Genomic DNA, 25554 nt, shown 5'->3' with positions numbered 1-25554 from the left:
TTATTAAAGGAAAATATGGTGGATGTAGCTCAGTTGGTTAGAGCGCAGGATTGTGGCTCCTGAGGTCGTGGGTTCGAATCCCATTATCCACCCCAAAAGATAAAGTTGACAATTGAAAATTGATAATTGACAGTTAAAGTCAAGAACTTAAGTGCTTAGTATTTAAGGATTTTAACTATCAATCATCCACTATCAACTATCAACTGAACTATACGGGGATGTGGTGGAGTTGGTTACCACGCCGGCCTGTCACGCCGGAGGTCGCGAGTTCGAGTCTCGTCATCCTCGCCATTTAAATTTTAAAAATAGAGAATAATTTAGAGTATAGAGTTGTTTTCAAGATGTATTATTTTGTTGGCCCTGTAGTTTTTGTGCGAAGGTGGTGGAATTGGCAGACACGCTAGACTTAGGATCTAGTGCTTTCGGGCGTGTGGGTTCGACTCCCACCCTTCGTACCAATTAAAATAGCAATCAGCCTTCATTACCCAGTTAAGAACTTGAAGTCTTTGAGGTCTTTGCTGATAGTTAAAAGCAGATAACTGATAGCTAAATATGCGAAAGTAGCTCAGCTGGTAGAGCGTCTCGTTGCCAACGAGAAGGTCGCGGGTTCGAATCCCGTCTTTCGCTCCAAAGAAGAAAATTGAACCTCGAAACGACTAAGGAGTCGTTGTTCGAGGTATTGTTTTTATTAGAAAAAGTATTTTTATTCATAAATAATCTCAATAATATAAAGGGAATAGATTGATTATGTAGAAATAATTGATACAATGAAATAAAAAAAACATAATTGCGTATAATAGTATAAGGAGGAAGTATAAATGAAAGTAAAGCAAGAAAAGGTTGGAGAGAATAAAGTAGTACTAGAAGTTGAAATCAGTAAGGATAAGGTAAAGGATGCATTGAATAAAGCTTATAAGAAGGTTGTTAAGGAGGTAAATATTCCTGGTTTTAGAAAAGGAAAAGTACCAAGAAAAATGTTAGAAAAGAAATTTGGAAAAGAAGTATTACATAAAGATGCATTGGATATATTAATTCCTCAGGGGTATTATGATGCTGTTCAAGAAGCTGGGATTGAGCCGATTGATCAACCAGAGATTACTGAAGTCTTTATTGAAGCTGGAAAAGATGCTAAATTTAAGGCAGAAGTAGAGGTTAAACCAGAGGTAACTCTAGGTGATTATAAAGGTCTAGAGGTTGAAAAAGAAGAGGCAGAGGTAAGTGATGAACTAGTAGAGAGTGAACTAAAATCTAAACAAAGTCAGAACGCGCAGTTGGTTTCAACTGATAGAGATGTAGTAGAAGAAGGAGACCATACATTAATCGATTTTGAAGGTTTTGTGGATGGTGAAGCTTTTGAAGGTGGTGCTGGAGAAGATTATAATTTAGAGATTGGTTCTGGTCAATTTATTCCTGGTTTTGAGGAACAGTTGATTGGTGCTACAGTAGGGGAAGAGATTGAAGTTAATGTTGCTTTCCCAGAAGATTACCATGCTGATAATTTAGCAGGCAAGGATTCTTTGTTTAAAGTAACAGTAAAGGAGATTAAAGTTAAAGAAGAGCCTGAATTAGATGATGAATTTGCTAAAGATTTAGGATTTGATTCTTTAGATGCACTAAAAGAGGATACAAAGAATAATCTAGTTAATAAAGAAGAAGAGAGAGTTAATAGAGAATTTGAGAACAACCTAATTGAAGCTATTGCCCAAAATGCTGAAATTAATATTCCTGAAACTATGGTTGATAGTGAAATCGATAATATGCTACAAGGGTTTAAAGCTCAAATCCAACAACAGGGAATGAGTTTTGAAGACTACCTAGAAGCAACGGGTATGGAAGAAGCTAAGATAAGAGAAGAGTATAAAGAAAATGCTCAAAGTAGAGTTCGTGTTAACTTAACTTTAGAAGCTATTGCTGATGAGGAGAATATTGAAGTTAGTGAAGAGGAAGTAGATCAGAAGGTAGAAGAGATTGCTGAGCGTCAAGGGCAAGAAAAAGATATGGTTAAATCGTTTTTACAGATGCAAGGTCAATTATCTGCTTTAAGAAATAGTTTGAAGATGGAAAAAACAATTAACTTCTTAGTAGAGAATAATTAATTGTTTAAAATTTTAAAAGTTGGGTATAGATAAGAGGAGGAGAATATAGTATGAATTTAGTGCCGATGGTAGTAGAACAAACTAATCGCGGAGAACGGTCCTATGATATTTATTCTCGTTTATTAAAAGATAGAATAATCTTTATCGGTAGTCCAATTGACGATAAAGTTGCTAACTCTGTAATTGCACAGTTATTATTTTTAGAAGCTGAAGATCCTGATAAGGATATATATATTTATATCAATAGTCCTGGAGGTTCTGTAACTGCAGCTTTAGCAATGTATGATACTATTCAGTATATTAAACCTGATGTTTCAACTATATCTATGGGTCTTGCAGCTAGTGCTGCCGCTTTGTTACTAGCTAGTGGTAGCAGTGGGAAGAGGTATGCATTACCTTATGCACGTATAATGATTCACCAGCCTATGGGTGGTGCTCAAGGGCAGGCTACAGATATTGAGATTCAAGCAAAGGAGATTTTATACCTTAAGAAAATTTTAAATGATATCTTAGCTAAACATACAGGTCAATCAATCGATAAGATTAAACAAGATGTAGAGAGAGATTACTTTATGTCAGCCCAAGAAGCAAAGGATTATGGGATTATCGATGAGGTTATAGTTCGCCAAGGAGAACTAGAGTCGTAGACTAGAAAAGAGGTGATATGATGTTCAAGTTTGGTGATGAGAAGGGTCAACTTAAGTGTTCTTTTTGTGGTAAGGTTCAAGATCAAGTTAAGAAGCTTGTAGCTGGCCCTGGTGTCTATATCTGTGATGAGTGTATTGAGTTGTGTAATGAGATAATTGAAGAAGAGCTCAATGAAGAGATAGAACTTAATTTAGAGAATGTCCCTAAGCCAAAAGAGATAAAAGATATTTTGGACGAATATGTTATTAGCCAAGATGATGCTAAGAAGACATTGGCAGTAGCTGTTTATAATCACTATAAAAGGGTAAACTCTGGAATGAAGGTTGATGATGTTGAGCTAGAGAAGAGTAACATCTGTATGATTGGACCAACAGGTTCTGGAAAGACTTTATTAGCCCGTACTTTGGCCCGTATATTAGATGTTCCTTTTGCAATTGCTGATGCAACATCTTTGACTGAAGCTGGATATGTAGGGGAAGATGTTGAAAATATCTTATTGAAATTAATTCAAGCTGCTGACTATGATATTGAAAAAGCAGAGAAAGGTATTATTTATATAGATGAGATAGATAAGGTTGCTCGAAAGTCTGAAAATCCATCTATTACTCGTGATGTGTCTGGAGAGGGTGTACAGCAAGCTCTTCTAAAAATCTTAGAAGGAACAGAAGCAAGTGTACCACCTCAAGGAGGAAGAAAGCATCCTCATCAAGAGTTTATTCAAATTGATACATCAAATATACTCTTTATCTGTGGAGGTGCTTTTGCAGGTCTAGATAAGATAATCAAATCTAGAATTTCTAATAAAGTACTTGGATTTGGAGCTGACATAAAGACCAAAAAAGAAGAAGAACTTGGTAAAATATTAAAAGAAGTTAGATCAGAGGATCTTTTAAAGTATGGTTTAATTCCAGAATTTGTGGGGAGAATACCAATTAATGTTACTTTAGAAGAGCTAGATGAAGGAGCGCTTGTCAAAATATTAACAGAGCCACGAAATGCTCTGCTTAAGCAGTATGTTAAATTCTTTGAATTAGATGAAGTTGAATTAGAATTTACAGATGAAGCATTAGTAGCTATAGCTAAGAAAACTTTAGAGCAGAAAACTGGTGCTAGAGGTTTAAGGTCTATAGTTGAAGGTGCAATCTTGGAGATTATGTATGAGATACCTTCTTGTAATGATGTTCATAAATGTATCATTACTAAAGAGGTAATTGATGAGCAAGAGTCTCCTGAAATAATAAAGATAGATAGTCCTAAAGAAGAAACTGCTTAAATAATTTTAAGTAGTTTCTTTTCTCTTTAAGGATAAAATCTTCTCCTTAGGTTATAATAAAGGATGATTAATCCTTAACTAGGGAGGGAATAAAATGGATTTTGCAATTAATATATTTAGTTTAATCCAATTATTTTTTGCTATAGTAATTGGACTTTATTTTTGGAATATGTTACAGAAACAAAGAAATAGTAAGGTTGCTATTAACAGGGAGTCTAAAAAAGAGATGGAAAAGCTACATAAGATGAGGCAGAAATCTTTAACTGAGCCTTTAGCAGAAAAAATAAGACCAAATAATTTCTCTGAAGTCATAGGACAATCTGAAGGTTTGGACTCTTTAAGAGCAGCCTTATGTGGGCCAAATCCACAACATGTAATTATCTACGGGCCGCCAGGAGTAGGTAAGACAGCAGCAGCAAGAGTAGTCTTAGAGGAGGCCAAAAGAAGTGTTGATTGTCCCTTTGACAAAGATTCTAAATTTGTAGAATTAGATGCAACAATAGCTCGCTTTGATGAAAGAGGGATAGCAGATCCATTAATAGGTTCTGTTCATGATCCAATTTACCAAGGTGCTGGTGCTATGGGAGCAGCTGGAATTCCGCAACCAAAGCCGGGAGCTGTAACTAAAGCCCATGGAGGAATACTCTTTATAGATGAAATTGGAGAGCTTCATCATATACAGATGAATAAGTTATTAAAGGTCTTAGAGGATAGAAAGGTTTTCTTAGAGAGTTCTTATTACCATGATGAAGATAAGAATATTCCACGCCATATCCATGAAGTCTTTCAAAATGGTTTGCCAGCTGATTTTAGGTTGGTAGGAGCTACTACAAGAAACCCACAAGAGATTCCTCCAGCAATACGTTCAAGATGTCTAGAGATATATTTCAATATATTATTACCAAAAGATGTAGAGAAAATTGCTTTAACTGCTATAGATAAGGTAGATTTTGATATTGAAGAAGGAGTAATTGAAGTAATCAAGAAGTATGCTATTAATGGAAGGCAAGCTGTTAATATGATTCAAACAGCATGTGGGATTGCTAGAAATTACAATAGAGAGAGGATTAGAGTTGAGGATATAGAGAGGGTTGTAGTAAATGGTCAATATTCGCCTAGACCATCAGAAGAGATTCCAGAAGGGCCTCAGATAGGTGTTGTTAATGGGTTAGCTGTTATGGGAGCTAATATTGGGACGGTAGATCAATTGGAGGTTTCTGTAACTAAAATTGGTCCAAGTATGGGAGAATTGAATATAACTGGAGTAGCAGAAGAAGAAGAACAAGGTAATAATTATAAGAAGATTAGAAGAAAGAGTATGGTTAAAGCCTCTGCAGAGAATGTTATTACTGTCTTGAGGAAGGTAATGGATATTGATCTTCGTGACTATTATATACATATAGATTTTACAAGTGATGCTGTAGTTGATGGTCCATCGGCAGGGGTGACTATGGCAGTTGCTTTATATTCAGCTTTAACAGGCAAAGCTGTTGATAATAAGGTTGCTATGACTGGTAAGATTTCAATTAATGGAATGGTAAGGCCTATAGGAGGGGTTATCCCTAAGGTTAGAGCAGCTATGAGAGCTGGTGTAGAGAGGGTCTTAATACCAAAGGGTAACTGGCAAGAAATATTTAAAAGTAGTGAGTTTTCTGAGGTGGATATTATTCAGATTGAAACTCTAAAAGATGCTTTAGATAAAGCAATTATTAAAGAAGATGAGGATGTAGAGTTTGATTTGAATTATGACTTATTATCTACGTCACTGTTATAGATTATTTTAAAAATCAACTTGAATTTTAATAAAATTAAGAACTTCTTAAAGGGTTTCTTAATGGGTTAATAGAATAATAGATAAAGAATAGTTTTGATAATTGGAGGTGTAGTCAGAATGGTAGAAGAACTTGATTATAATAAAGATAATAAAATACCTTTGATGGCTTTGAGGGGTTTAGTTATATTCCCTAATATGATAATGCCTTTATTGGTAGGAAGAGATAAATCTTTAGATGCTTTAGAGAAAGCTATGGTTAATGATAAGGAGATATTATTATCAACTCAAAAGGATGAAGAGGTTGAAGATCCAACTAAGGATGATATATATGATATTGGTATCTTGGCCCAGATAAAGCAGTTGATGAGACTGCCTGATGGAACTGTAAAGATATTAGTAGAAGGAATAAAAAGGGTTGAAATAATAGATTATCACCAAGAAGATCCTTATTTTGAGGTTAGTTATGAAGAGATTGATTTTGATGTAGATGGAAATTTAAATACAGAATTGGAAGCGCTGATGAGAAGTGTTATAAGTAATTTTGAAGAGTATGTAAAGTTAAGTCGTAATATTCCACCAGAGATAATGATGACCTTAGTAAATATAGATGACCCTGGTAGGTTGGCCGATATAGTATCATCACATATTAAATTAAAGGTTAGACAACAACAAGAGATCTTAAGCTCTATTGATTATAAAGAGAGATTAAGAAAGCTATATAGTATACTAAATAAAGAGATAGATATATTAAGGGTAAAGAATAAAATAAATGTTGAGGTAAAAAAGCAAGTAGAGAAGAGACAAAAAGAGTACTACTTAAAGGAACAGATGAAGGTAATTAAGAAAGAATTAGGGGAGAATGATAAGCGTACTGCTGAAATTGAAGAGTATAAGTCTAAGTTAGAAGATGCTGAGCTACCTGAAAAGGTAGAGGAGAAAGTTAACGAAGAGATTGAGAAACTTGAAAGAATGCCAGCTAATTCAAATGAGTCTGTTGTTGTAAGAAATTACTTAGATTGTATCTTTGATCTACCTTGGAATAAGTATAGTCAAGAGGATGAGCTTATTATTGAAAGTGTAGAAGGTAGTTTGGATGAAAATCATTATGGGCTAACTGATGTAAAAGAGAGAATTCTAGAATATCTAGCTGTTAGAAAGTTAAGTGATAATCTAAAGAGTCCTATTCTTTGTTTGGTTGGCCCTCCTGGTGTAGGGAAGACATCACTGGGTAGATCTATAGCTGATTCAATCGGAAGAGAATTTGTAAGGTTATCTTTAGGTGGTGTTAGAGATGAAGCTGAGATTAGAGGTCACAGAAGAACTTATATAGGTGCTAGGCCAGGAAGAATAATTAATGCTATGCGTGATGCTGGGACTATGAACCCTGTATTCTTGTTAGATGAAGTAGATAAGATAAATAGTGATTTTAGAGGAGATCCTGCATCTGCTTTATTAGAAGTTTTAGATCCAGAACAAAATGTTGACTTTAGGGATCATTATTTAGAGTTACCTTTTGATCTATCAGATGTAATGTTTATCACTACTGCAAATACAATTTCTACAATTCCAAGACCTTTATTAGATAGAATGGAATTGATAAAGATATCTGGTTATATTGAAGAAGAGAAGGTTGAGATATCTAAAAGACATCTACTGACTAAGCAGTTAAAAGAACATGGGCTAGATGATAAAGAGTTTAATCTGTCAGATAATGCTTTGGAAAAGCTTATTAGAAGGTATACTAGAGAAGCTGGAGTAAGAAATTTAGAAAGAAATCTTGCTACTATTTGTAGAAAAGTAGCAAAAGAGGTTGTTGAAGGTAAAGAAAGAGGAACTAGAATAGATACCAGAAATCTTGAGAAATATTTAGGGATGCCTAAATATGACTATGGAAAAGTAGAAGAAGAGAATAGAGTTGGTGTAGTAACAGGGTTAGCTTGGACTCAAATGGGAGGAGATATACTTAATATAGAAGTCTCCATTGTTCCTGGTGATGGCAAATTGATCTTAACTGGTAAGTTAGGTGATGTAATGAAGGAGTCAGCTAGAATTGCTTTAAGTTATGCACGTACTAAATCCGAGGAATTTAATTTTGCTCAAGAATTTTATAAGAAATATGATATACATGTACACGTTCCTGAGGGTGCAACTCCTAAGGATGGACCTTCTGCTGGCATTACACTAGCAACAGCTTTAATCTCAGCGTTATCTGAACGTGAAGTTAGTGGGGAGATTGCTATGACAGGAGAAGTAACTTTAAGAGGAAGGGTTCTACCTGTTGGAGGTATAAAAAGCAAAGTTTTAGCTGCTCATAGAGCCGGGATTAAAAAGGTTATTTTGTGTAAGAAGAACAAGAGAGATCTAGAAGAGGTGCCTAGTAATATAAAGAAAGATTTAAAGTTTATTTTGGTAGAAGATATGGATCAGGTTTTAGATGCGGCAATTGCTAAGGGTGATTTAGATGAAGATTAATAATCCAGAGTATATATTAAGTGCAGTAGAAGCAAAAGACTATCCTGTTCATAACTTACCTGAAATTGCTCTAGCAGGTAGATCAAATGTAGGTAAATCGTCTTTAATAAATAAGATAGTTAACCGTAAGAAAATGGCCTTTACCAGTTCAAAGCCTGGTAAGACTCAAACCCTTAACTTTTATAGAATGGATAACCATTTTTATTTTGTAGATCTACCTGGGTATGGCTTTGCTCGAGTTTCTAAAGCTGATAAAGAATTATGGGGTCAAATGATAGAAAATTATCTCTTTCATCGTAGCAATTTAGAAGGGGTCATATTAGTTATTGACTCTAGACATAAGCCCAGTAAAGATGATCAGATGATGTATGATTGGCTGATTGAAATGAGAATACCAACTTTAGTCGTGGCTACTAAGATAGATAAGGTAAAGAAAAGTCAAAGAAATAAGCAGGAGAAGTTAATAAAGGATACATTAGGGATAAATAAATTTATTCCTTTTACCTTCTTCTCTTCTGAAACTGGTGAAGGAAAGAATAAAGTATTTTCTTTTATTGGGGATTTTTTAGGCTAATAATTTAAAAGTTGAAATTAATAGGTTGACAAGTAATTTGAATAATTGTATTATTATAAATAGTATAATTAATATAGAGAAAAAGCTATGATGGAGAGTAGTAGGCTAATCGCTCCTTTTTAGAGAGGAATACCCTAGGCTGAAAGGTATTCTAAAGGATATTAGTTGAAGTCGCTTCTAAGCTATTAAGCCCAATATAGAGTAAGCTTAATCGGAACTGGTCGTTATCCAGGTTTAAGTGCCAAGTGGAATTAAGGTGGTACCGCGGAAGAATAGATTCTCTTTCGTCCTTAAATGTAATTTTAGGGATGGAAGGGGATTTTTGTTTTTGAAATTATAGATTCAACTATAAAGTTAACTAAATTTAAGGAGGAAATAAAATGAGTAAAGAGAATAATTTATCGACAACATATCAACCTAACGAGGTGGAGGATAAGTGGTATGATTATTGGACATCCAATAACTATTTTAGGGCCAACGCTAATAAAGAAAAAGAGCCTTTTACAATTATGATGCCACCTCCTAATGTGACGGGCCAACTACATATAGGTCATGCTTTAACGATGACCTTTCAAGATATCTTAACCCGTTGGAAGAGAATGCAGGGCTATGAAGCCCTATGGCTACCAGGAACTGACCATGCCAGTATTGCAACAGAGGTTAAGGTAGTTAATAAGATGAGAGAAGAGGAAGGTTTGAGTAAAGAGGATGTAGGCAGAGAAGGATTTTTAGATAGAGCCTGGAAGTGGAAAAATGAGTATGGTAACAGGATCACCGAACAGTTAAGGAAGTTAGGCGTATCCTGTGATTGGGAGAGAGAAAAGTTTACAATGGATGAAGGTTGTAACAAAGCAGTTAAAGAAGCCTTCGTTCAATTATATCAAAAAGAAGCTATCTACCAAGGAGATTATATAGTAAATTGGTGTCCAGAGTGTATGACAACCTTATCTGATATTGAGGTTGAGCATGAAGATAAACCAGGTAAGCTTTATCACATTAGATATAATGTGAAGGACAGTGATGACTATATCGTAGTTGCTACTACTAGACCAGAGACCTTATTGGGAGATACAGCAATAGCAGTTAATCCTAAGGATGAAAGGTACCAAGATTTAATTGGTAAGAAGGTTGTTGTACCGGTAGTAATGCGTGAAATTGAAGTTGTAGCTGACGAATATGTAGATTCTGAATTTGGAACAGGTTTGGTAAAGGTAACTCCTGCTCATGACCCAAATGACTTTGAAATTGGAGAGCGCCATAATTTAGAGATTATTAAGGTGATTTCAGATAGTGCTATTATGACAAAAGAAGCTGGTAAATATGAAGGTTTAGATCGTTATGAATGTCGCACTAAATTAGTAGATGATCTTAAATCAGCAGGGTTGGTTGAAGAAATAGAGGACCATGATCATTCAGTAGGACAATGTTATCGTTGTGATACTGTAATTGAGCCTTTAGTATCTAAGCAATGGTTTGTAGCTATGGATAAGTTAGCCAAGCCAGCCATAGATGCTGTGAAGAGCGGAGATATAAACTTTGTTCCTGAACGTTTTGATAAAGTATACTTTAATTGGATGGAGAATATCAGAGATTGGTGTATATCTAGACAACTATGGTGGGGGCATAGAATTCCGGTATGGTATTGTCAAGACTGTGAAGAAGTAATAGTTAGAAGTGAAGAACCTCAAAAATGTTCAGAGTGTAGTAGTAAGGATTTAAAGCAAGATGAAGATGTTTTAGATACTTGGTTTAGTTCAGGGTTATGGCCTTTTTCAACTTTGGGTTGGCCCGAAGAGAATGAAGATCTAAGTTATTTTTATCCTACAGATGTCCTGGTAACAGGTCGTGATATAATCTTCTTTTGGGTAGCTAGAATGATTTTTATGTCTTTAGAATTTCAAGAGGAGGTTCCTTTTAAGGATATTTATATCCATGGACTGGTTAGAGATTCACAAGGGCGTAAAATGAGTAAATCTTTAGGAAACGGTATAGATCCATTAGAGGTAATTGAAGAGTTTGGAACTGATACCTTAAGATTTACTTTGATTACAGGAAACACCCCAGGAAATGATATTAGATATAGACCAGAGAAGGTAGAAGCAAGTCGTAACTTTGCTAATAAACTATGGAATGCATCCCGCTTTGTTTTGATGAATTTAGAAGATTTTAACTTAAATCAAGTAGATTATAGTAGCTTAGATTATACATTAGCAGATAGATGGATTATAAGTAGGTTAAATAAAAAGATAAATCAAGTAAATTCACTACTTGAAGACTATCAATTTGGTCAAGTTTCTCAAGAAATTTATGATTTTGTTTGGAGAGAGTTCTGTGATTGGTATATAGAACTTGTAAAACCAAGGTTATATCAAAAGGATAATAAGGTAGTGCGCGAAACTGCTCAGTATGTAACTTGGTTTGTTTTGGATAATATCCTAAGATTATTACATCCTTTTATGCCTTTTATAACAGAAGAAATTTGGCAGCATCTAAGTGCAGAAGAGGGAGAATCTTTAATGGTTTCTTATTGGCCTGAAGCAGATTCTTTATCGGTGAATGATAAAGAAGAAGGAAAGATGGAAGTTATTATGAATGTGATTCGCAGTATTAGAAATATTAGAAATGAGATGAAGGTAAATCCAGGTAGAGAAATTTCAGCTGTTATTACATCCACTTCGAAATCTAAATTAGACATAGTTAAAGAGGGTGAAGATTATATAAGAGATTTAGCAAAGGTTACAGATCTAGATATTGTAGAAGAGGTTAAAGCAAGACCAGAACAAGCCTCTACTGCAATAACTGATGAGGTTGAGATAATTCTTCCTTTAGCTGGTATGGTCGATATTGAAAAAGAGATCAAGAGATTAGAAGAAGAGATTGAAAAAATGAAATTTGAGATTAAACGTGCAGATGGGAAATTATCTAATGAAGGGTTTGTAAATAATGCCCCTGCTAAGTTGGTGGAAGAAGAGAAGAGAAAAAGAGAGGAATATTTAATTAAAAAAGATCAATTAGAAGAGAACTTAAATAATCTTAAAAATTAATGCGGCATAAGAGGAGGGGGTTCAATTTGAATTCCTTCCTCTTATTAATTATTTTAATAATTATAAGTTTTAGCTTGATCATAATTTATATAATTTAGATATTTTCTAAAGGATATCTATTAAGAAAGGAGGAGATTTTGATTTTGTGTAGTAATCAACAAATAATGAAAAAGGTGATTAGTCTAAAGATTAATTTTTGATTTTATTATATTATTTAGATTATAATTTAGAAGAAGTTCAATTATTAATAATGAGGTGATAACTTTGTCTGGTATAGATTATTTAAATAGTTTAGATAAATTTGGAGTTAAACCAGGTTTGGAGAGGATTGAGCTTTTATTAGAGGTATTAGATAATCCTCAAGATGATTTAAATATTATTCATATTGGTGGTAGTAATGGTAAAGGATCCACATCTGCGATATTAACTTCTATTTATAATTCGGGAGATTATAGGGTTGGAAGTTATAATTCCCCTCATATAGTAAAATTCAATGAAAGAATCAGAATAAATGAAGTAGATATATTAGATGAAGATTTGGATAGATTAGTTAAAGAGATTAAGCCAGCAATTGATGAAGTGGCTAACGAGCTTGATCATCCTAGTTTTTTTGAAGTTGTTACTGCTTTAGCTCTACTTTACTTCAGGGAAAAGAAGGTAGATCTTGTTGTTTTGGAGGTTGGTTTAGGGGGGCGTTTTGATGCCACTAATGTAGGAAGTAGTCTAGTGTCAGTAATTACAAACGTTAGCTTAGAGCATACTGAATATTTAGGGGATACATTAGAAAAGATAGCTTGGGAAAAAGGTGGTATCATAAAGGCAGGTCAGAAGGTTATAACGGCCTCTAAAGAAGATAGAGTGATTAAAAAGTTAGAAGATATTGCTTTAGAAAAGAGGGCCAAACTAGAGAATATAAATAATAGGTTTAAATGGGAGTCCTTAGGAAGCAACCTGCTTTATCAATGCTTTAATATGAGAAGTGATAAAGTTGATTATGGAGACTTAAAATTGCCTTTAATAGGTCCTCACCAACTATACAATACCGCTACAGCTCTTGCAGTTGTAGAAGAGTTAAGTTCTGAATTTCCCATAGCAAAGAAGTCTATCAAAGAAGGGATTGAAAGGACAAAATGGCCTGGAAGATTAGAGGTTATCTCTACTGAACCTAAAATAATTATTGATGGTGCTCACAATAAAGCTGGAGCAGATAGCTTAAAAAACTTCCTTGAAGGATTAAATTATAATAAATTGGTCTTGGTTTTAGCAATTTTAGGTGATAAAGATATAGAGGGAATTTATAGTAAATTAGTACCTCTAGCCTATGAGGTTATTCTTACAGAAAATAATAATAAAAGAGCCGAGAATATAAATTGCTTAAAATCTAAATTATGTAATTATAATAAAGAAGTCAAGACAATAAAGAGTCTAGATGAGGCATTGGATTATGCTCAAAAGAGGGTTGAGGATAAAGATGTAATCTTAGTTAGTGGTTCTTTATATACAGTGTCAGAAGCGAGAGGGATACTTTTAAAACAAGACCAAGCTTAGCTTGGTCTTGTTTTAATTAGTGTAGTTTTTTAAAAAAAGGAATAAATTTCTTAAAGTTAAACATAATAATAGAGTGGAAAATTAAGTTAATAAGCATTGTTGTTAATAAATCTATAACTGAGTGCATAGTATTGTAGTGAAGATAGGTTTTATATTATCTAATTTTTAATTTATTTAGGATAGATTTGGTTAGTATAAAAAGGGGGAATAAGAAGTATATATTAAATAAAGTAATTGCTTAACTTTATAAGAGATTACTTTTTAGATTAGATTTGCCCTAAAGTAATAAAGTTATAGAGCTAATCCATAGGCTGGGTGCTACTGATTAGAGTTAATAAATAGAATTAAATTTTTAGTAGCAGTTAGCTATCGGGTAAATTATAATTTGAGAAAAGGAAAGGGAGGAATTATGAAGCGTAATAATAAGAATTTTAAATCAGGAATGTCTTTGGCAGTAATGTTGGGATCTATGGCTATTATCGCTAGTGTTTTTGGATATTTTGTTTCTAGTTGGTTCTTAGATTATGTTACAGCACCTCAAGAAGGTATAGAGTCCGTTTATAATGAACAAATTATAACCGAAGAGAGGGTAACGGCTTCTGAAAAAGAAAAAGAAGAGAAGACTGAAGATGAATCTGAGGAGATAGATGAAGCTCAAGATACTATAAGCAGTCCAATAGGTAATGATGGTCTTTTTGTAGTTCAGGTAGGTGCCTTTGATAAAGAGGAGAATGCTAGAGGTCTTGTAGATAAATTACAGAGTATAGGGTTTACAGCTTATATAACAAGTGAAAACCCTTATCGAGTACAGGTAGGTGCCTTTAGAACAAAAGATGCAGCAGAAGACTTAGGAGGAGAATTAGAAAAACAAGGTTTTCCAGTTTATATAGGTCGGTGAGATTAATAACTGTGATTAGTGATCAATAAAAATTAGAAGATACAATTGACTTTTAAGATAAGAGCCACAATAGTTGTGGATCTTATCTTTTTATATTTAAGTATTGAAAGGTTGCAATATGTTTTCTGATATGTATTTGGGATAATTATAATTAAATGGTATAATTGTAATGGGAGGGTTGTTTTATATAAGGTATTGAGTTTATTTAAATTTGAAGTTAATAAGGAGGGAAAAGATGAAGTTAAAGGAAATAAAGGGGATATTGAAGGCTGAAGTTATATTAGATGGTCCAGATGAATTGGAGATATTAAGTGGGTGTGGAGCTGATTTAATGAGTGATGTGTTGGCTTTCTCTAAGGAAAATACAGTTTTATTAACTGGATTAACAAATCCACAGGTAGTAAGAACAGCTGAGATGATAGATCTTTCTTTAATAATTTTTGTTAGGGGAAAGAGACCTCCTAAGGAGACAATTAAATTGGCAAAGGAGAGTAATTTACCCTTGTTGACAACAGATAAGCCTTTATATCAAGCTTGTGGAATTTTATATACTGCTGGTTTAAATCCAGAAAAGCTATCTAAATTTTAATAAATATTAAATGGGGGGGTTAATTTGACTAATGAAGAGGTGAGACAGGAGATAATAAACTTTGAAATAGAGGCTGGAGATTTTTCTTCTGGTGGAGAGGCGTCGAGCAAATTAAAGAGTATATTAAGAAAATTAGGAATACCATCGCAATTAATTAGAAAGACTGCAATAACAACTTATGAATTGGAGATAAATATTATTATCCACACCTTTGGGGGAAGAATAAGTGCTGAAGTTAGTCCTAAAGAGATTAAGGTTATTGCTTCTGATCAAGGCCCTGGGATAGAAGATGTAGATAAAGCCTTTCAACCAGGTTATTCTACTGCTAATGAAAAAGCTAGGGAAATGGGTTTTGGAGCTGGAATGGGTCTTTGTAATATAAAAAGGTATTCTGACAATTTAGAAGTAAGGACTAAGATAGGAGAGGGTACAACTATAGAAGCTTATATTTACCTTGATCAAAGTGGTGATAATATTGAATAAAAATCATTCTGTTCTATTAGTGGATCAGAAATGTGAAGGGTGTACTAGCTGTGTTAAGAATTGTCCCACTAAGGCCATTAGAGTTCATAATGGCAAAGCTATGATTAAAGACGATTATTGTATTGATTGTGGTGAATGTATAAGAAGTTGTGAGCACCATGCCAAAAGCGTTTTAACTGAAAATATTGATGTTATTAATAATTATAAGTACTCAATTGCTCTCTTGCCTCCTAGTTTTTATGGTCAATTTAGCAAAAGGATTAACCCAGAACAAATCAGTTATGCTCTTAAGGGAGTAGGTTTTTTTCAAGTTTGGGATGCAGCATTGGGGGCGGAGGTTCTAAATAAGGCTACAAGAGCTTATCTAAATAGGGAGGATGAAGTTTTAATCTCATCTTCTTGTCCTGTAATAGTTAGATTGGTCCAGTTATTATACCCTGAGTTGATAAAGCATTTATCTCCTTTTAAAGCTCCAGTTGAGATTGTTGCCCAAGCTGCTAGGTATAAAATAAAAAAAGAGTATAGTGTAGATGATAGTGATATTGGAGTCTTCTTTATAACTCCATGTCCAGCTAAGAGGACTGCAATTGAAAATCCTTTAGGCTTAAAAGAAAGTAATATTGATGGTGCTATAGGTGTTGATGTTATATACCACCAAGTTATAACTAGATTAGATAATTTAGAAGACTTAAGGAGAATCTCTTTAGACAGAGAGATTCCTTATAATGGTATAAGGTGGGCAAGAAGTAGTGGCGAGTCCGAGTTGTTAGATAGGGAAGATACATTATCTGTTGATGGTATCCATAATGTTATAGAGATTTTAGAGGAGTTAGATAGGGGGAATTTAGCTAATATAAAATATTTAGAATTGGTAGCTTGTCAGCCAGGGTGTGTTGGAGGAGTTTTAAATGTTAAGAATCCTTTTATGGCAAAGTTCAATATTGAATTATTACTAGAAAAAAATAAAGAAATTGAAGGTAGAAACCATAATTTATGTGATTATAATATAGAATTGGACTATTTTTTTAAAAAGAAGAAGATTAAACCTTTAGATGAAGATTTATTATGTGCTATGAAGAAATTAACAAAGCTAGAAGAGGTAAGTAAGGAGCTTCCTGGTCTTGATTGTGCAGCTTGTGGTGCTCCTGATTGTCGTACTTTAGCAGAGGATATAGTCGGTGGTTTAGCAGATAAGAGTAATTGTGTATTTATTTTAAGAAAGCAGATAGGAGATTTAGCCGATGAGATGTCTAGATTAACTCATACATTACCACCTGTTATGCAGAGAAAGAATAGAGAATAGATATAAAGGGGGATTAATTATGAATATAAAAGATTTAATAGAGGAGTTAGATTTAGAGGTTGTTGTGGAAGCTGACCTAGAAAAGGAGATAAAAGGAGCATATTCTTCTGATCTTTTAAGTAATGTGATGGCTAGAACTAAAGAGGGTGATCTATGGTTAACAGTTCAGGGTCATCAAAATATAGTAGCTATTGCTTTATTAAATGATCTTGCAGCAGTTATAACAACAGAGGAGTTTGAAGCGGATGAGGAAGCAAGATCTAAGGCTCAAAATCAGGGGATAAACCTTCTTAAGACAACTTTATCTAGCTATGAATTATCAGGAGAACTATACAAGTTAGGGATAGGTCAGAAATGAAATCATTTATAGCTGATCTACATATTCATACTACTTTATCTCCTTGTGCTCATATACTAATGACTCCTAAGAATATAATAGATAGGGCATTAAAGATTGGTTTAGATGTAATAGCTATAACAGATCATAATTCTGCAGAGAATCTAGAGGTTGCTATGGAGCTGGCAAAGGGTACTCCTTTGAAGGTTATACCGGGTATGGAGGTTGAGACTGTTGAAGAAGTTCATCTTTTGTGTTTGTTTGATGAATTAGAGCAGGTTCTTGCTTGGCAAGAAGTTGTATATGGGGCTTTGCCTGATCTGAAGAATAATGATGAGCTCTTTGGCCCGCAAATTTTAACTGATTTAAATGATAACTTTGTTTCAGTTGTGGAGAGGTTGCTGTTAACAGCAACCTCTTTAACAGTTGATCAAGTCTGCAAAGGGGTTAATAAATTAGGGGGGATAGTAATCCCTGCTCATGTGGATAAATCAAATTATAGTATTTTATCAAACTTAGGTTTTATACCAGAAAATTTAGAAATTAAATGCCTAGAAATTTCTAAAAAAGGTAAAATAAATAGGCTATTTGATAAAATAAATACAAAGAAAAACTATCAGATTATAAGTAATTCGGATGCTCATTATTTGGAAGAAATTAAAAGGTCCCTTGTTTTAGAGCTAAATGAGGTAAATATCAGAGAAATGAGATTAGATTTGATGGATAATAAAAGAATAAAAGTTAAAATAATATAAAAATTCTTTCAACTATTGTGAAAATAATAATTATTGCTATTACTTGACTTCTTAGCTACTAAATTATAATATTAAATTGTATGTAGTTTTTGATTTAGTTAATATTTATAAAATTTATAATTGTAGAAAAATATATTTATCTTTTGGGTATTTATTTCTTTAAAGTAAAAGTTATATTACTTCTATCATTTATTTTTGAAGTTACTTGTGCTAAAATACACTTGTTTTTAAAATCAAATATTGCTTTACTAATTAAGAAAGATAATTATTATTTACCAGATTTCTATTAATTTGATTAATTAATATTTAGTTTATACATTTACTGTACTAAATTTTGGGAATGTTGTATTTCATTTCAGAATAAGTACTAGGTTTATGGAATTGATTGCAATTAATTTCACAAAAAGGGGTGACATAAGGGTGAAAACAAAAACATTTAAACAAGGGATCCATCCTAAGTATAATAAGGATCTGACTAATAGTAAGCCATTAGAAAAGGCTAACTTACCTAAGGAGGTTACCTTATACCTGGATCAGCATATCGGGTCCCCAGCAAAAGCAATTGTTGAGGCGGGTGATAAGGTTAAACTAGGTGATAAGGTAGGTGAGAGCACAGGATTTATCTCGGCTAATTTACATGCTAGTATATCAGGAGAGATAACTGCTATTGAAGAGAGAAGGGATTCAATTGTTATTAAGATTAAAGGTAGTGAAGGTGAGCAATGGCAAGTTGATAATCCAGAAAAAAATCTAGAGGATATATCAGCAGAGGAGATTAGAGAAATTATTAAAGAAGCTGGGATAGTAGGGCTTGGAGGAGCTGCATTTCCTAGCCATGTTAAGGTGAGTACAGATGGTAAAGAAGTAAATCAGGTTATCTTAAATGGTGCTGAATGTGAACCTTATTTAACAGTTGACCATAGGACAATGCTTGAACAGGCTTCTGAGGTTATTTATGGACTTAAGGCATTGATGAAAAGTGCAGGGGCCAAAGAAGGCTATATCGGTGTTGAGGTCAATAAGATGGATGCAATCAATAAATTAGAAGAAGTTAGCCAAAAAGATAGTAATATTAATATTATTCCTTTGGAAGTTAAGTATCCACAAGGTGGAGAAAAGCAACTTATAAAAGCAATCTTAGATAAGGAAGTTCCTTCTGGAGGACTACCTTTAGATATAGGTGTAGTTGTAAATAATGTAGGTACAGCTGTAGCAGTTACAGAAGCTATTAATTATGGTAAACCTTTAATTGAAAGAGGCTTGACTGTAACAGGTGCAGTTAATAATCCACAGAATTTAATTGTTAGAATAGGAACTCCAATAAGAGATTTAATTGAAGAGTGTGGAGGGTTTAAAGGTGAACCAGGTAAGATTATTTTAGGCGGGCCAATGACTGGTCAAGCTCAAAGTAGCTTAGATGTAGGAGTAAGCAAAGGGACATCAGGGATTTTAGTCTTATCTAAGGATGAAATTGAAGATTATAAAGATCCACGCCCTTGTATTAGATGTGCTCGTTGTATAGATGGTTGTCCAGCTAAATTGATGCCTACTGCTTTAGCTAATCTAGCTAAAAATGATGATGTTGAAGGGTTAGAGAAGTATAATGTCTTAGATTGTATTGAGTGTGGTTCTTGCACTTATGTCTGCCCTGCTAATATAGATCTATTAGACTGGATTAGAATAGGAAAAGCAAAGGTAGAGGCAAAGAGAAGAGAAAATTAACGATGGGGGGTATTAGAAGTGAAGAATAAGGTAGATTTAACAGTTTCATCTGGTCCTCATATGACAAGTGGGGAATCGATTGAGAGAATAATGTATACAGTTATATTAGCTTTAGTACCAGCCATGTTAGCTTCAATATACTATTTTGACACAATGGCTGTAGGCTTAATAGTTGCATGTAGTTTAGGGGCTATAGGAACAGAGTTTATTTCCCAGAAATTAAGAGGAGTTCCTGTTACAATTGGAGATGGGAGTGCTTTGTTGACAGGAATATTACTTGCTTTAACACTGCCTCCAACATTGCCAATTTGGATGGCTGTTCTTGGAAGTATAGTTGCGATAGCTCTAGGAAAGCATGTCTTTGGAGGTTTGGGATATAATATCTTCAACCCAGCCTTAGTAGGTAGAGCTTTTGTTGGTGTTGCTTATACAGAAGCTATAACTAATATGGTGCCTCCTGTTGGAATGCCAGTAATTTTAACAGAAATATTGCCGATGGATGGGATAAGAGAGTCATTAGGAGTAGTTGATATAGTATCTAGCGCAACTCCTTTAGCAGAGGAAGGTATAGGGATTATGAATATGTTTGTTGGAAGAACTGGAGGTTCATTAGGTGAAACTTCAGCGTTGGCCCTTATCTTGGGAGGACTTTATCTTCTTTATAAAGGTTATATTGATTGGAGAATACCTGTTGGATATTTAGGAAGTGTTGCTGTATTAACGACTTTATTAGGAAGTCAGGGACCTTTATTTCACTTATTTGCAGGAGGACTTATGTTAGGTGCCTTCTTTATGGCTACAGATATGGTTACAAGTCCTGTTACTAAGAAAGGTAGATGGATCTTTGGGATTGGTTGTGGAATTATCTTGGTCATTATTCGACTTTATGGTAATTATGCAGAAGGAGTATTATTCTCAATCTTATTAATGAATATGTTTGTGCCAATTATCGATAAATATACTCTGCCAAGGGTATTTGGTGAGGTGAGAGCAAATGGCTAAAGGAAAGATAGAACCGCGTTTGGTTATTGTTTTAACTATAATTGTGATGTGTTCAGCAGTTTTATTAAGTTTTGTTCACCAATGGACTGAGCCTATAATAGCTGAACATGCAGCTAGTGCAGATGCTGAAGCAGTATTAGCAGTCTTACCAGAAGCAGAAGAGACTGAATTTGTAAGTGCTGGCGATCTTATATATTATAAAGGCTTTGATGGTGCTGGAAACCTTATAGGAATTGCCTTGCAAGATGAAGGTAGAGGTTATGAAGGTGGAATTAGAGTTATGGTAGGTTTAGATATGGAAGATGAAAAGGTTTTAGGTATTGATATTCTTGAACATTCAGAGACCCCAGGTCTTGGATCTAGAATTACAGAAGAAGACTTCCTAGATCAGTTTGTAGGAAAGTCATTCTCTGATAGCTTTGAACTGCAGAATGATATAGATGTTATCAGTGGAGCAACAGCATCTAGTAGAGGAGTAACAGAAGCTATCAAAGGCGCTATAGATAAAGCATTAGAAGTTTACGGTGGAGGTGAATAATTTGCTAAAGTTATTTAAAGATTTTGCTAAAGGTTTATGGAAGGAAAATCCAGTCTTTGTAATGTTGTTGGGTATGTGTCCGGTATTAGCTGTAACTAATACTGCAACTACAGGACTATTTATGGGTGTAGCAACAAGTTTTGTTTTAATAGGTGCTGGGATTGTTAACTCTTTATTAAAGAATCTTATTCCAGCTGAAGTTAGAATTCCAAGCTTTATAGTTATAATCGCGACTTTTGTAACTATAGTCGATTATACTTCGAGGGCTTTCTTCCCAGATATTGCTGCTTCTTTGGCTTTATTCATCCCATTAATCATTGTAAACTGTTTGATCTTAGGACGCTCTGAATCATTTGCTTCTAAGATGCCAGTAAGTCGTGCGATTGCAGATGCAGTTGGGATGGGCGTAGGATTTACTTGGGCTTTAACCTTTTTAGGCGCAATACGTGAGATTTTAGGCTTTGGAACTTTATTTAGAGGGACAGAATTTACTCTTCAAGTTATGGGAGAGTGGTTTGAACCTCTTTCAATAATGACGCTGCCACCAGGAGCATTCTTAACATTAGGTGTGGTAATTGGTGTCTTTAGAGCGGTTGAAAATAAATCTTTAAGTTTAACAAGGTTATTTGGGAACTCTTCATTAAATACGGCAAAGGAAGAGAAGAGTATATAATATCTTAAAGGGGGTTTAAGAATGGAAGGAATAAGTAATTTAGCTATGTTATTTGTAGCAGCTGCTATTACAAATAACTTTATCTTAACTCAGTTTTTAGGGATCTGTCCTTTCTTAGGTGTTTCTAAGGAGGTTCCAACGGCTTTTAGTATGGGACTAGCAACCACCTTTGTAATGACAACATCAGCTGTCTTTGTTTGGGTGATTGAAAGCTTTATTTTAGTTCCTTTAGGTATAGAATTTATGAGATATATTGCCTTTATTTTGGTTATATCATCTTTTGTTCAGTTGACTGAGCTTTTTGTAAAGAAGGTAAGTCCTCCTCTTTACAAAGCATTAGGAATATTCTTGCCGTTAATTACAACTAACTGTGCTATCTTAGGATTGGCTTTAATGATATCTATGGAAGGTTATACCTTTATTGAAAGTACAATCTTTGGCTTAGGAGCAGGTGCTGGATTTACTTTAGCAATTGTTCTAATGGCAGGTATTAGAGAGAGATTAGAGTTTGCTGATGTTCCAGAATCACTAAAGGGCGCACCGATTGCTCTATTGGTTGCTGGAATAATGGCTATGGCTTTTTCTGGCCTTGCAATGTAAATAGGGGAGGTGCAAATAGTGGACTTTGGAATGTTAACTAGAGCAGTTTTAAGTATGGGTATCTTAGGAGGATTATTTGCTTCTGGTTTGGCTTATGCTTCAGTAAAGTTTGCTGTAGAGGATGATCCTAAGAAGCAACAAATTGAAGAGATATTACCAGGAGTTAATTGTGGAGCTTGTGGAAAGCCTGGATGTGCAAGTTATGCAGAGGCTGTTGCCAATGGTGAGTTAGGAATTGATTGTTGTCCAGTAGGTGGTGCCGAGTTAGCTGAAGGTATTGCTAAGATAATGGGTGTTGCACCTGCTTGTTCAACAGAGAGAAAGGTAGCTCAAGTACTTTGTCAAGGTGGTAATGAGGAGACCTTTGATAAGTCAGAGTATAAGGGGCTTCCTAAGTGTCAAGTTGCAGATATGGAAGAGAACTTTAAATCCTGTGAGTATGGATGTTTAGGTTTTGGAGATTGTGCTGCTGTCTGTGATTTTGATGCTATTGTTATGGATGAGAATGGGTTACCACAGATTGATACTGATAAATGTACTTCTTGTACTAAGTGTGTAGTTGAATGTCCAAGAGATATTATTACTATGGCTGGTGTAAGTGAACAAGTAAAGACAAAGTGTAAATCTCTATTAAGAGGTAAAGAGGTTAAGGTGGCTTGTGATAAAGGTTGTATTGGCTGTACTCTTTGCGCTAAAAAGTGTCCAGTTGATGCTATTGATATGGTAGATAACTTAGCAGTTATAGATCATGAAACTTGTGTTGGCTGTGGTGTATGTGTGAAGGTATGTCCTACCGATGCGATGGTAGAAACATCGTTTTAGAATTGTAGTGAGGTTTTATAGGAATATAGTGTCACTTTCGTGCCACTAGTAATGGGTAATGAGTGAAGAGTAATGAGTAAAGTCAAAATCTCAAAACCTCTTATAAGTCTTAGGTAACAAAGGGGTTTCTGTTTTTTTAAGGTTTTACCCATTACTCATTACTGATTACTCATCACCAGTAATAAAGCTACGCTTTATTACTATTAAGTTACAACCTGTAATTAAATTTAAAATGAATAAATTATATAATTCAGTTAAGAGCTAGCGATTGAGCTGGCTCTTTTGGTATATAATATAAAACAAGTATATTTGAAAAAGTTAATTCCAAGTTATAAAATATGTTTATAGGTAATTATTCTATAGATTGAGGTGTAGTAGATGAAATTGATAGTTATTGGAACAAACCATAAGGTTGCTCCAGTTCAAATTAGAGAGAAATTAGCATTAACCAGTAAGGATAAGCTAAGGATATTAGAAAGGGTTAAAGAGGAACCTAGGGTAGAAGAGGGGGTTGTTTTATCAACTTGTAATCGTACAGAACTTTATTTGACAGGGGCCAACGAAGAATGTCTAATAGATTTTGCTTTATCAATTTATAATGATATTTCAGGATTTCAAGATTTTAAATTGAGGGAATATATCTATGTTTACCAGGAGGATAAAGGGGTAGAACACCTTTATCTAGTAGCTAGCGGTTTAGATTCATTGGTTCGGTGTGAGAATCAAATCTTAGGTCAACTAAAATCAGCCTTTAAATTATCCAAGAAGTTAGGGGTTATTGGAGGGCTGCTACATAGAGTTTTTACTGAAAGTTTTAGAGTTGGGAAACGAGTCAGAAATGATAGTAAGATAAACTTTAGATCTACTTCAATCAGTCAGGTTGCTGTTGAGCTGGCAGAAGAGCGTTTTGGTTCTTTAGATGGGGAGACGGTAATGATCTTAGGTGCTGGTGAGACCAGTGAATTGACCTTAAGATCTTTGGTAGATAAAGGGGTTAAAGGTGTAGTTGTAGCTAATAGGACTTATGAAAAAGGAAAAGAGTTGGCCCTGGAATTTGGGGGAGAGGTTATTAGATGGGAGAGTCTAAAGGATAGAATAGAAGATGTTGATATTATCATAGCTTCAACTGCTGCTCCTCACTATGTTCTCCACTATGATCAGGTTAAGAAGATTATGGAGAGCAGAAATAGGCCCCTTTTCTTAATCGATATAGCTGTTCCTAGAGATATTGAGCCAGAGATTGAAGATATTGATGGAGTTTATCTATATAATATAGATAATTTAAAAAAAGTAGTAAATAGTAAGCTAAATAAAAGAAATGAAGGTATTGAGAAGATCAAAGCCATAATTGAAGAAGAGGTTATTAACTTTAAAACCTGGATAGCTTCTCAAAGTGCAACTCCTTTAATTAAATCCCTTAGAGGCAAGGGAGAGGAGATTAGAGAAGCAGAGTTAACTAGGCTATTTAAGCAGATGGGCCCTTTAGAAGATAGTGAGAAGGAATTAATTAATAATTTTTCTCGAAGGTTGGTAAATAAGTTATTACATAGTCCTACAGTAGGGATAAAAAAGTTATCGGCTGAAAAGGATAGTTTGGATTTAGTAAAGAAGATTTTTTTAAAGAATAGATAATAAAGAATAAAGAGTAAGGTTCATATTTTGAATTTGGTCTTACTTATTCACTATTCTCTATTAACTGATAGGAGGTTGGTATGGAGTTTTATCCGATAAATTTAAGATTAGAAGATAAGAAAGTACTTGTAGTTGGTGGAGGCAAGGTGGCTTATCGTAAGTTAAAACGTCTTGTCAAGGTTAGAGCTAGGGTTACTGTAGTTGGCCCGCAGATCATAAAAGAGGTTGAAGATCTGATTAAAGAGGCTAAGGTTGAGTATCATAATAGAAGCTTCTTTGATTGTGATATTCATGGATATTTCTTAATTATTGCAGCAACTGATAATAAAGAGGTAAATGCTAGAATAGGAGAGTTAGCAGATCAAAAGGGTATTTTAGTTAATATAGTAGATGACAAAGAGTTATCGAACTTTACTCTGCCATCTGTAGTAAATAGAGGGGATTTGCTTCTGACAATTTCAACTGGAGGCAATCTGCCAGCTTTGTCTAAGAAGTTAAGAATTGCTTTGGAGAAGGAGTTTGGAGAAGAGTACGGTGAGTATTTGAAGTTGATGGGAGATGTTAGGGAGTTGGTTAAAGAGCAGGTAGATGATGAAGGTAAGAGAAGAGATATTTTTAAGCGATTGGCTAAGCTAGAGATGGTAGAACTCTTTTTGAGAGATAGAGAAGAAGCTGTTGGGAAGATAGATCAAATTATAGGTGAAGGTTAATAGTAATAAAGTGTCACTTTCGTGCCACTAGTAATGGGTAATGAGTGAAGAGTAATGAGTA

General features: G+C 34.4%; 22 protein-coding genes, 4 tRNA genes and 1 other annotated feature. All 26 genes read left to right on the top strand.

The annotated features are described in order from the left end of the window. Positions 1 to 18: 18 nt before the first annotated feature. The 26 genes from HALSAC_RS0102215 to HALSAC_RS14805 all read left to right on the top strand — a co-directional run bounded on the left by HALSAC_RS0102215 (position 19) and on the right by HALSAC_RS14805 (position 25493). A tRNA-His gene (locus tag HALSAC_RS0102215) sits at positions 19 to 95 on the top strand. 119 nt (positions 96 to 214) lie between these two features. Next, a tRNA-Asp gene (locus HALSAC_RS0102210) sits at positions 215 to 291 on the top strand. An 82-nt stretch (positions 292 to 373) separates the two neighbouring features. Further along, positions 374 to 458, top strand: a tRNA-Leu gene (locus HALSAC_RS0102205). A 96-nt stretch (positions 459 to 554) separates the two neighbouring features. Beyond that, positions 555 to 630: transfer RNA gene (locus tag HALSAC_RS0102200), tRNA-Gly, on the top strand. A gap of 188 nt (positions 631 to 818) precedes the next feature. Beyond that, on the top strand, positions 819 to 2096 hold the full coding sequence (tig, locus tag HALSAC_RS0102195; protein WP_027338894.1) for a trigger factor: 1278 nt from the start codon (positions 819 to 821) through the stop codon (positions 2094 to 2096). Between the two features lie 50 nt (positions 2097 to 2146). Then, positions 2147 to 2743, top strand: coding sequence for an ATP-dependent Clp endopeptidase proteolytic subunit ClpP (clpP, locus tag HALSAC_RS0102190; protein ID WP_027338893.1), 597 nt, complete (start codon positions 2147 to 2149; stop codon positions 2741 to 2743). Positions 2744 to 2763: 20 nt separating this feature from the next. Further along, a complete protein-coding gene (gene clpX / locus HALSAC_RS0102185; RefSeq protein ID WP_027338892.1) occupies positions 2764 to 4017 on the top strand; it encodes an ATP-dependent protease ATP-binding subunit ClpX in 1254 nt (417 codons plus the stop codon). Positions 4018 to 4111: 94 nt separating this feature from the next. Further along, positions 4112 to 5791, top strand: a complete 1680-nt coding sequence (gene lonB / locus HALSAC_RS0102180; RefSeq protein ID WP_027338891.1) for an ATP-dependent protease LonB — start codon at positions 4112 to 4114, stop codon at positions 5789 to 5791. Between the two features lie 117 nt (positions 5792 to 5908). Continuing rightward, complete coding sequence (lon, locus tag HALSAC_RS0102175) at positions 5909 to 8263, top strand: endopeptidase La (protein ID WP_027338890.1); 2355 nt, start codon at positions 5909 to 5911, stop codon at positions 8261 to 8263. Continuing rightward, a complete protein-coding gene (gene yihA, locus HALSAC_RS0102170) occupies positions 8253 to 8837 on the top strand; it encodes a ribosome biogenesis GTP-binding protein YihA/YsxC (protein WP_027338889.1) in 585 nt (194 codons plus the stop codon). Before lon ends, yihA begins: the two co-directional genes overlap by 11 nt. 78 nt (positions 8838 to 8915) lie before the next feature. Next, positions 8916 to 9132 (top strand) — a binding site (T-box leader). 85 nt (positions 9133 to 9217) lie between these two features. Further along, on the top strand, positions 9218 to 11881 hold the full coding sequence (locus tag HALSAC_RS0102165; protein ID WP_027338888.1) for a valine--tRNA ligase: 2664 nt from the start codon (positions 9218 to 9220) through the stop codon (positions 11879 to 11881). A 264-nt stretch (positions 11882 to 12145) separates the two neighbouring features. Next, entirely contained in the window at positions 12146 to 13429 is a 1284-nt protein-coding gene (locus HALSAC_RS0102160) for a bifunctional folylpolyglutamate synthase/dihydrofolate synthase (RefSeq protein WP_027338887.1), read from the top strand. A gap of 385 nt (positions 13430 to 13814) precedes the next feature. Continuing rightward, positions 13815 to 14327 (top strand): SPOR domain-containing protein, encoded by a 513-nt coding sequence (locus HALSAC_RS0102155; protein ID WP_245579416.1) that lies wholly within the window; start codon positions 13815 to 13817, stop codon positions 14325 to 14327. Between the two features lie 235 nt (positions 14328 to 14562). Further along, positions 14563 to 14916 (top strand): DRTGG domain-containing protein, encoded by a 354-nt coding sequence (locus tag HALSAC_RS0102150; protein WP_027338885.1) that lies wholly within the window; start codon positions 14563 to 14565, stop codon positions 14914 to 14916. A gap of 24 nt (positions 14917 to 14940) precedes the next feature. After that, complete coding sequence (locus HALSAC_RS0102145; protein WP_035571166.1) at positions 14941 to 15399, top strand: ATP-binding protein; 459 nt, start codon at positions 14941 to 14943, stop codon at positions 15397 to 15399. A 19-nt stretch (positions 15400 to 15418) separates the two neighbouring features. Beyond that, entirely contained in the window at positions 15419 to 16702 is a 1284-nt protein-coding gene (locus HALSAC_RS0102140) for a [Fe-Fe] hydrogenase large subunit C-terminal domain-containing protein (RefSeq protein ID WP_245579415.1), read from the top strand. Positions 16703 to 16721: 19 nt separating this feature from the next. Next, positions 16722 to 17060: a DRTGG domain-containing protein gene (locus HALSAC_RS0102135; RefSeq protein WP_027338882.1), complete on the top strand. Its 339-nt coding sequence runs from the start codon at positions 16722 to 16724 to the stop codon at positions 17058 to 17060. Next, positions 17057 to 17794 carry a PHP domain-containing protein gene (locus tag HALSAC_RS0102130; RefSeq protein ID WP_027338881.1) on the top strand — a complete coding sequence of 246 codons (738 nt, stop codon included), beginning with the start codon at positions 17057 to 17059 and terminating at the stop codon, positions 17792 to 17794. Before HALSAC_RS0102135 ends, HALSAC_RS0102130 begins: the two co-directional genes overlap by 4 nt. Before the next feature lie 420 nt (positions 17795 to 18214). Continuing rightward, on the top strand, positions 18215 to 19516 hold the full coding sequence (gene rsxC, locus HALSAC_RS0102125) for an electron transport complex subunit RsxC (protein WP_027338880.1): 1302 nt from the start codon (positions 18215 to 18217) through the stop codon (positions 19514 to 19516). Positions 19517 to 19576: 60 nt separating this feature from the next. Further along, complete coding sequence (locus HALSAC_RS0102120; RefSeq protein ID WP_051412051.1) at positions 19577 to 20518, top strand: RnfABCDGE type electron transport complex subunit D; 942 nt, start codon at positions 19577 to 19579, stop codon at positions 20516 to 20518. Next, entirely contained in the window at positions 20511 to 21056 is a 546-nt protein-coding gene (locus HALSAC_RS0102115) for an RnfABCDGE type electron transport complex subunit G (RefSeq protein ID WP_027338878.1), read from the top strand. The genes HALSAC_RS0102120 and HALSAC_RS0102115 overlap by 8 nt, the downstream gene beginning before the upstream one ends. 1 nt (position 21057) lies before the next feature. Further along, complete coding sequence (gene rsxE, locus HALSAC_RS0102110) at positions 21058 to 21729, top strand: electron transport complex subunit RsxE (RefSeq protein WP_027338877.1); 672 nt, start codon at positions 21058 to 21060, stop codon at positions 21727 to 21729. A 21-nt stretch (positions 21730 to 21750) separates the two neighbouring features. Further along, positions 21751 to 22329: an electron transport complex protein RnfA gene (locus HALSAC_RS0102105; RefSeq protein ID WP_027338876.1), complete on the top strand. Its 579-nt coding sequence runs from the start codon at positions 21751 to 21753 to the stop codon at positions 22327 to 22329. A gap of 18 nt (positions 22330 to 22347) precedes the next feature. Next, complete coding sequence (locus HALSAC_RS14810; RefSeq protein WP_245579414.1) at positions 22348 to 23151, top strand: RnfABCDGE type electron transport complex subunit B; 804 nt, start codon at positions 22348 to 22350, stop codon at positions 23149 to 23151. Positions 23152 to 23529: 378 nt separating this feature from the next. Then, complete coding sequence (hemA, locus tag HALSAC_RS0102095) at positions 23530 to 24783, top strand: glutamyl-tRNA reductase (RefSeq protein ID WP_027338875.1); 1254 nt, start codon at positions 23530 to 23532, stop codon at positions 24781 to 24783. A gap of 80 nt (positions 24784 to 24863) precedes the next feature. Next, entirely contained in the window at positions 24864 to 25493 is a 630-nt protein-coding gene (locus HALSAC_RS14805) for a precorrin-2 dehydrogenase/sirohydrochlorin ferrochelatase family protein (RefSeq protein ID WP_035571163.1), read from the top strand. The last annotated feature ends 61 nt before the right edge of the window (positions 25494 to 25554 follow it).

Source organism: Halonatronum saccharophilum DSM 13868 (assembly GCF_000517025.1).
Taxonomy (GTDB): Bacteria; Bacillota; Halanaerobiia; order Halobacteroidales; family Halobacteroidaceae; genus Halonatronum; species Halonatronum saccharophilum.
Note: the sequence above shows the minus strand (reverse complement) of the source record. Positions and strands in the feature narration are given on the sequence as shown.

Bases quoted from the DNA above. Each gene is read 5' to 3' on its own strand.
- tig (WP_027338894.1), top strand. From the start codon at position 819: ATGAAAGTAAAGCAAGAAAAGGTTGGAGAGAATAAAGTAGTACTAGAA.
- HALSAC_RS0102135 (WP_027338882.1), top strand. From the start codon at position 16,722: ATGAATATAAAAGATTTAATAGAGGAGTTAGATTTAGAGGTTGTTGTG.
- lon (WP_027338890.1), top strand. From the start codon at position 5,909: ATGGTAGAAGAACTTGATTATAATAAAGATAATAAAATACCTTTGATG.
- HALSAC_RS0102105 (WP_027338876.1), top strand. From the start codon at position 21,751: ATGGAAGGAATAAGTAATTTAGCTATGTTATTTGTAGCAGCTGCTATT.
- hemA (WP_027338875.1), top strand. From the start codon at position 23,530: ATGAAATTGATAGTTATTGGAACAAACCATAAGGTTGCTCCAGTTCAA.
- HALSAC_RS14805 (WP_035571163.1), top strand. From the start codon at position 24,864: ATGGAGTTTTATCCGATAAATTTAAGATTAGAAGATAAGAAAGTACTT.
- lonB (WP_027338891.1), top strand. From the start codon at position 4,112: ATGGATTTTGCAATTAATATATTTAGTTTAATCCAATTATTTTTTGCT.
- HALSAC_RS0102115 (WP_027338878.1), top strand. From the start codon at position 20,511: ATGGCTAAAGGAAAGATAGAACCGCGTTTGGTTATTGTTTTAACTATA.
- yihA (WP_027338889.1), top strand. From the start codon at position 8,253: ATGAAGATTAATAATCCAGAGTATATATTAAGTGCAGTAGAAGCAAAA.
- clpP (WP_027338893.1), top strand. From the start codon at position 2,147: ATGAATTTAGTGCCGATGGTAGTAGAACAAACTAATCGCGGAGAACGG.
- HALSAC_RS0102150 (WP_027338885.1), top strand. From the start codon at position 14,563: ATGAAGTTAAAGGAAATAAAGGGGATATTGAAGGCTGAAGTTATATTA.
- HALSAC_RS0102130 (WP_027338881.1), top strand. From the start codon at position 17,057: ATGAAATCATTTATAGCTGATCTACATATTCATACTACTTTATCTCCT.
- HALSAC_RS0102120 (WP_051412051.1), top strand. From the start codon at position 19,577: ATGACAAGTGGGGAATCGATTGAGAGAATAATGTATACAGTTATATTA.
- clpX (WP_027338892.1), top strand. From the start codon at position 2,764: ATGTTCAAGTTTGGTGATGAGAAGGGTCAACTTAAGTGTTCTTTTTGT.
- HALSAC_RS0102165 (WP_027338888.1), top strand. From the start codon at position 9,218: ATGAGTAAAGAGAATAATTTATCGACAACATATCAACCTAACGAGGTG.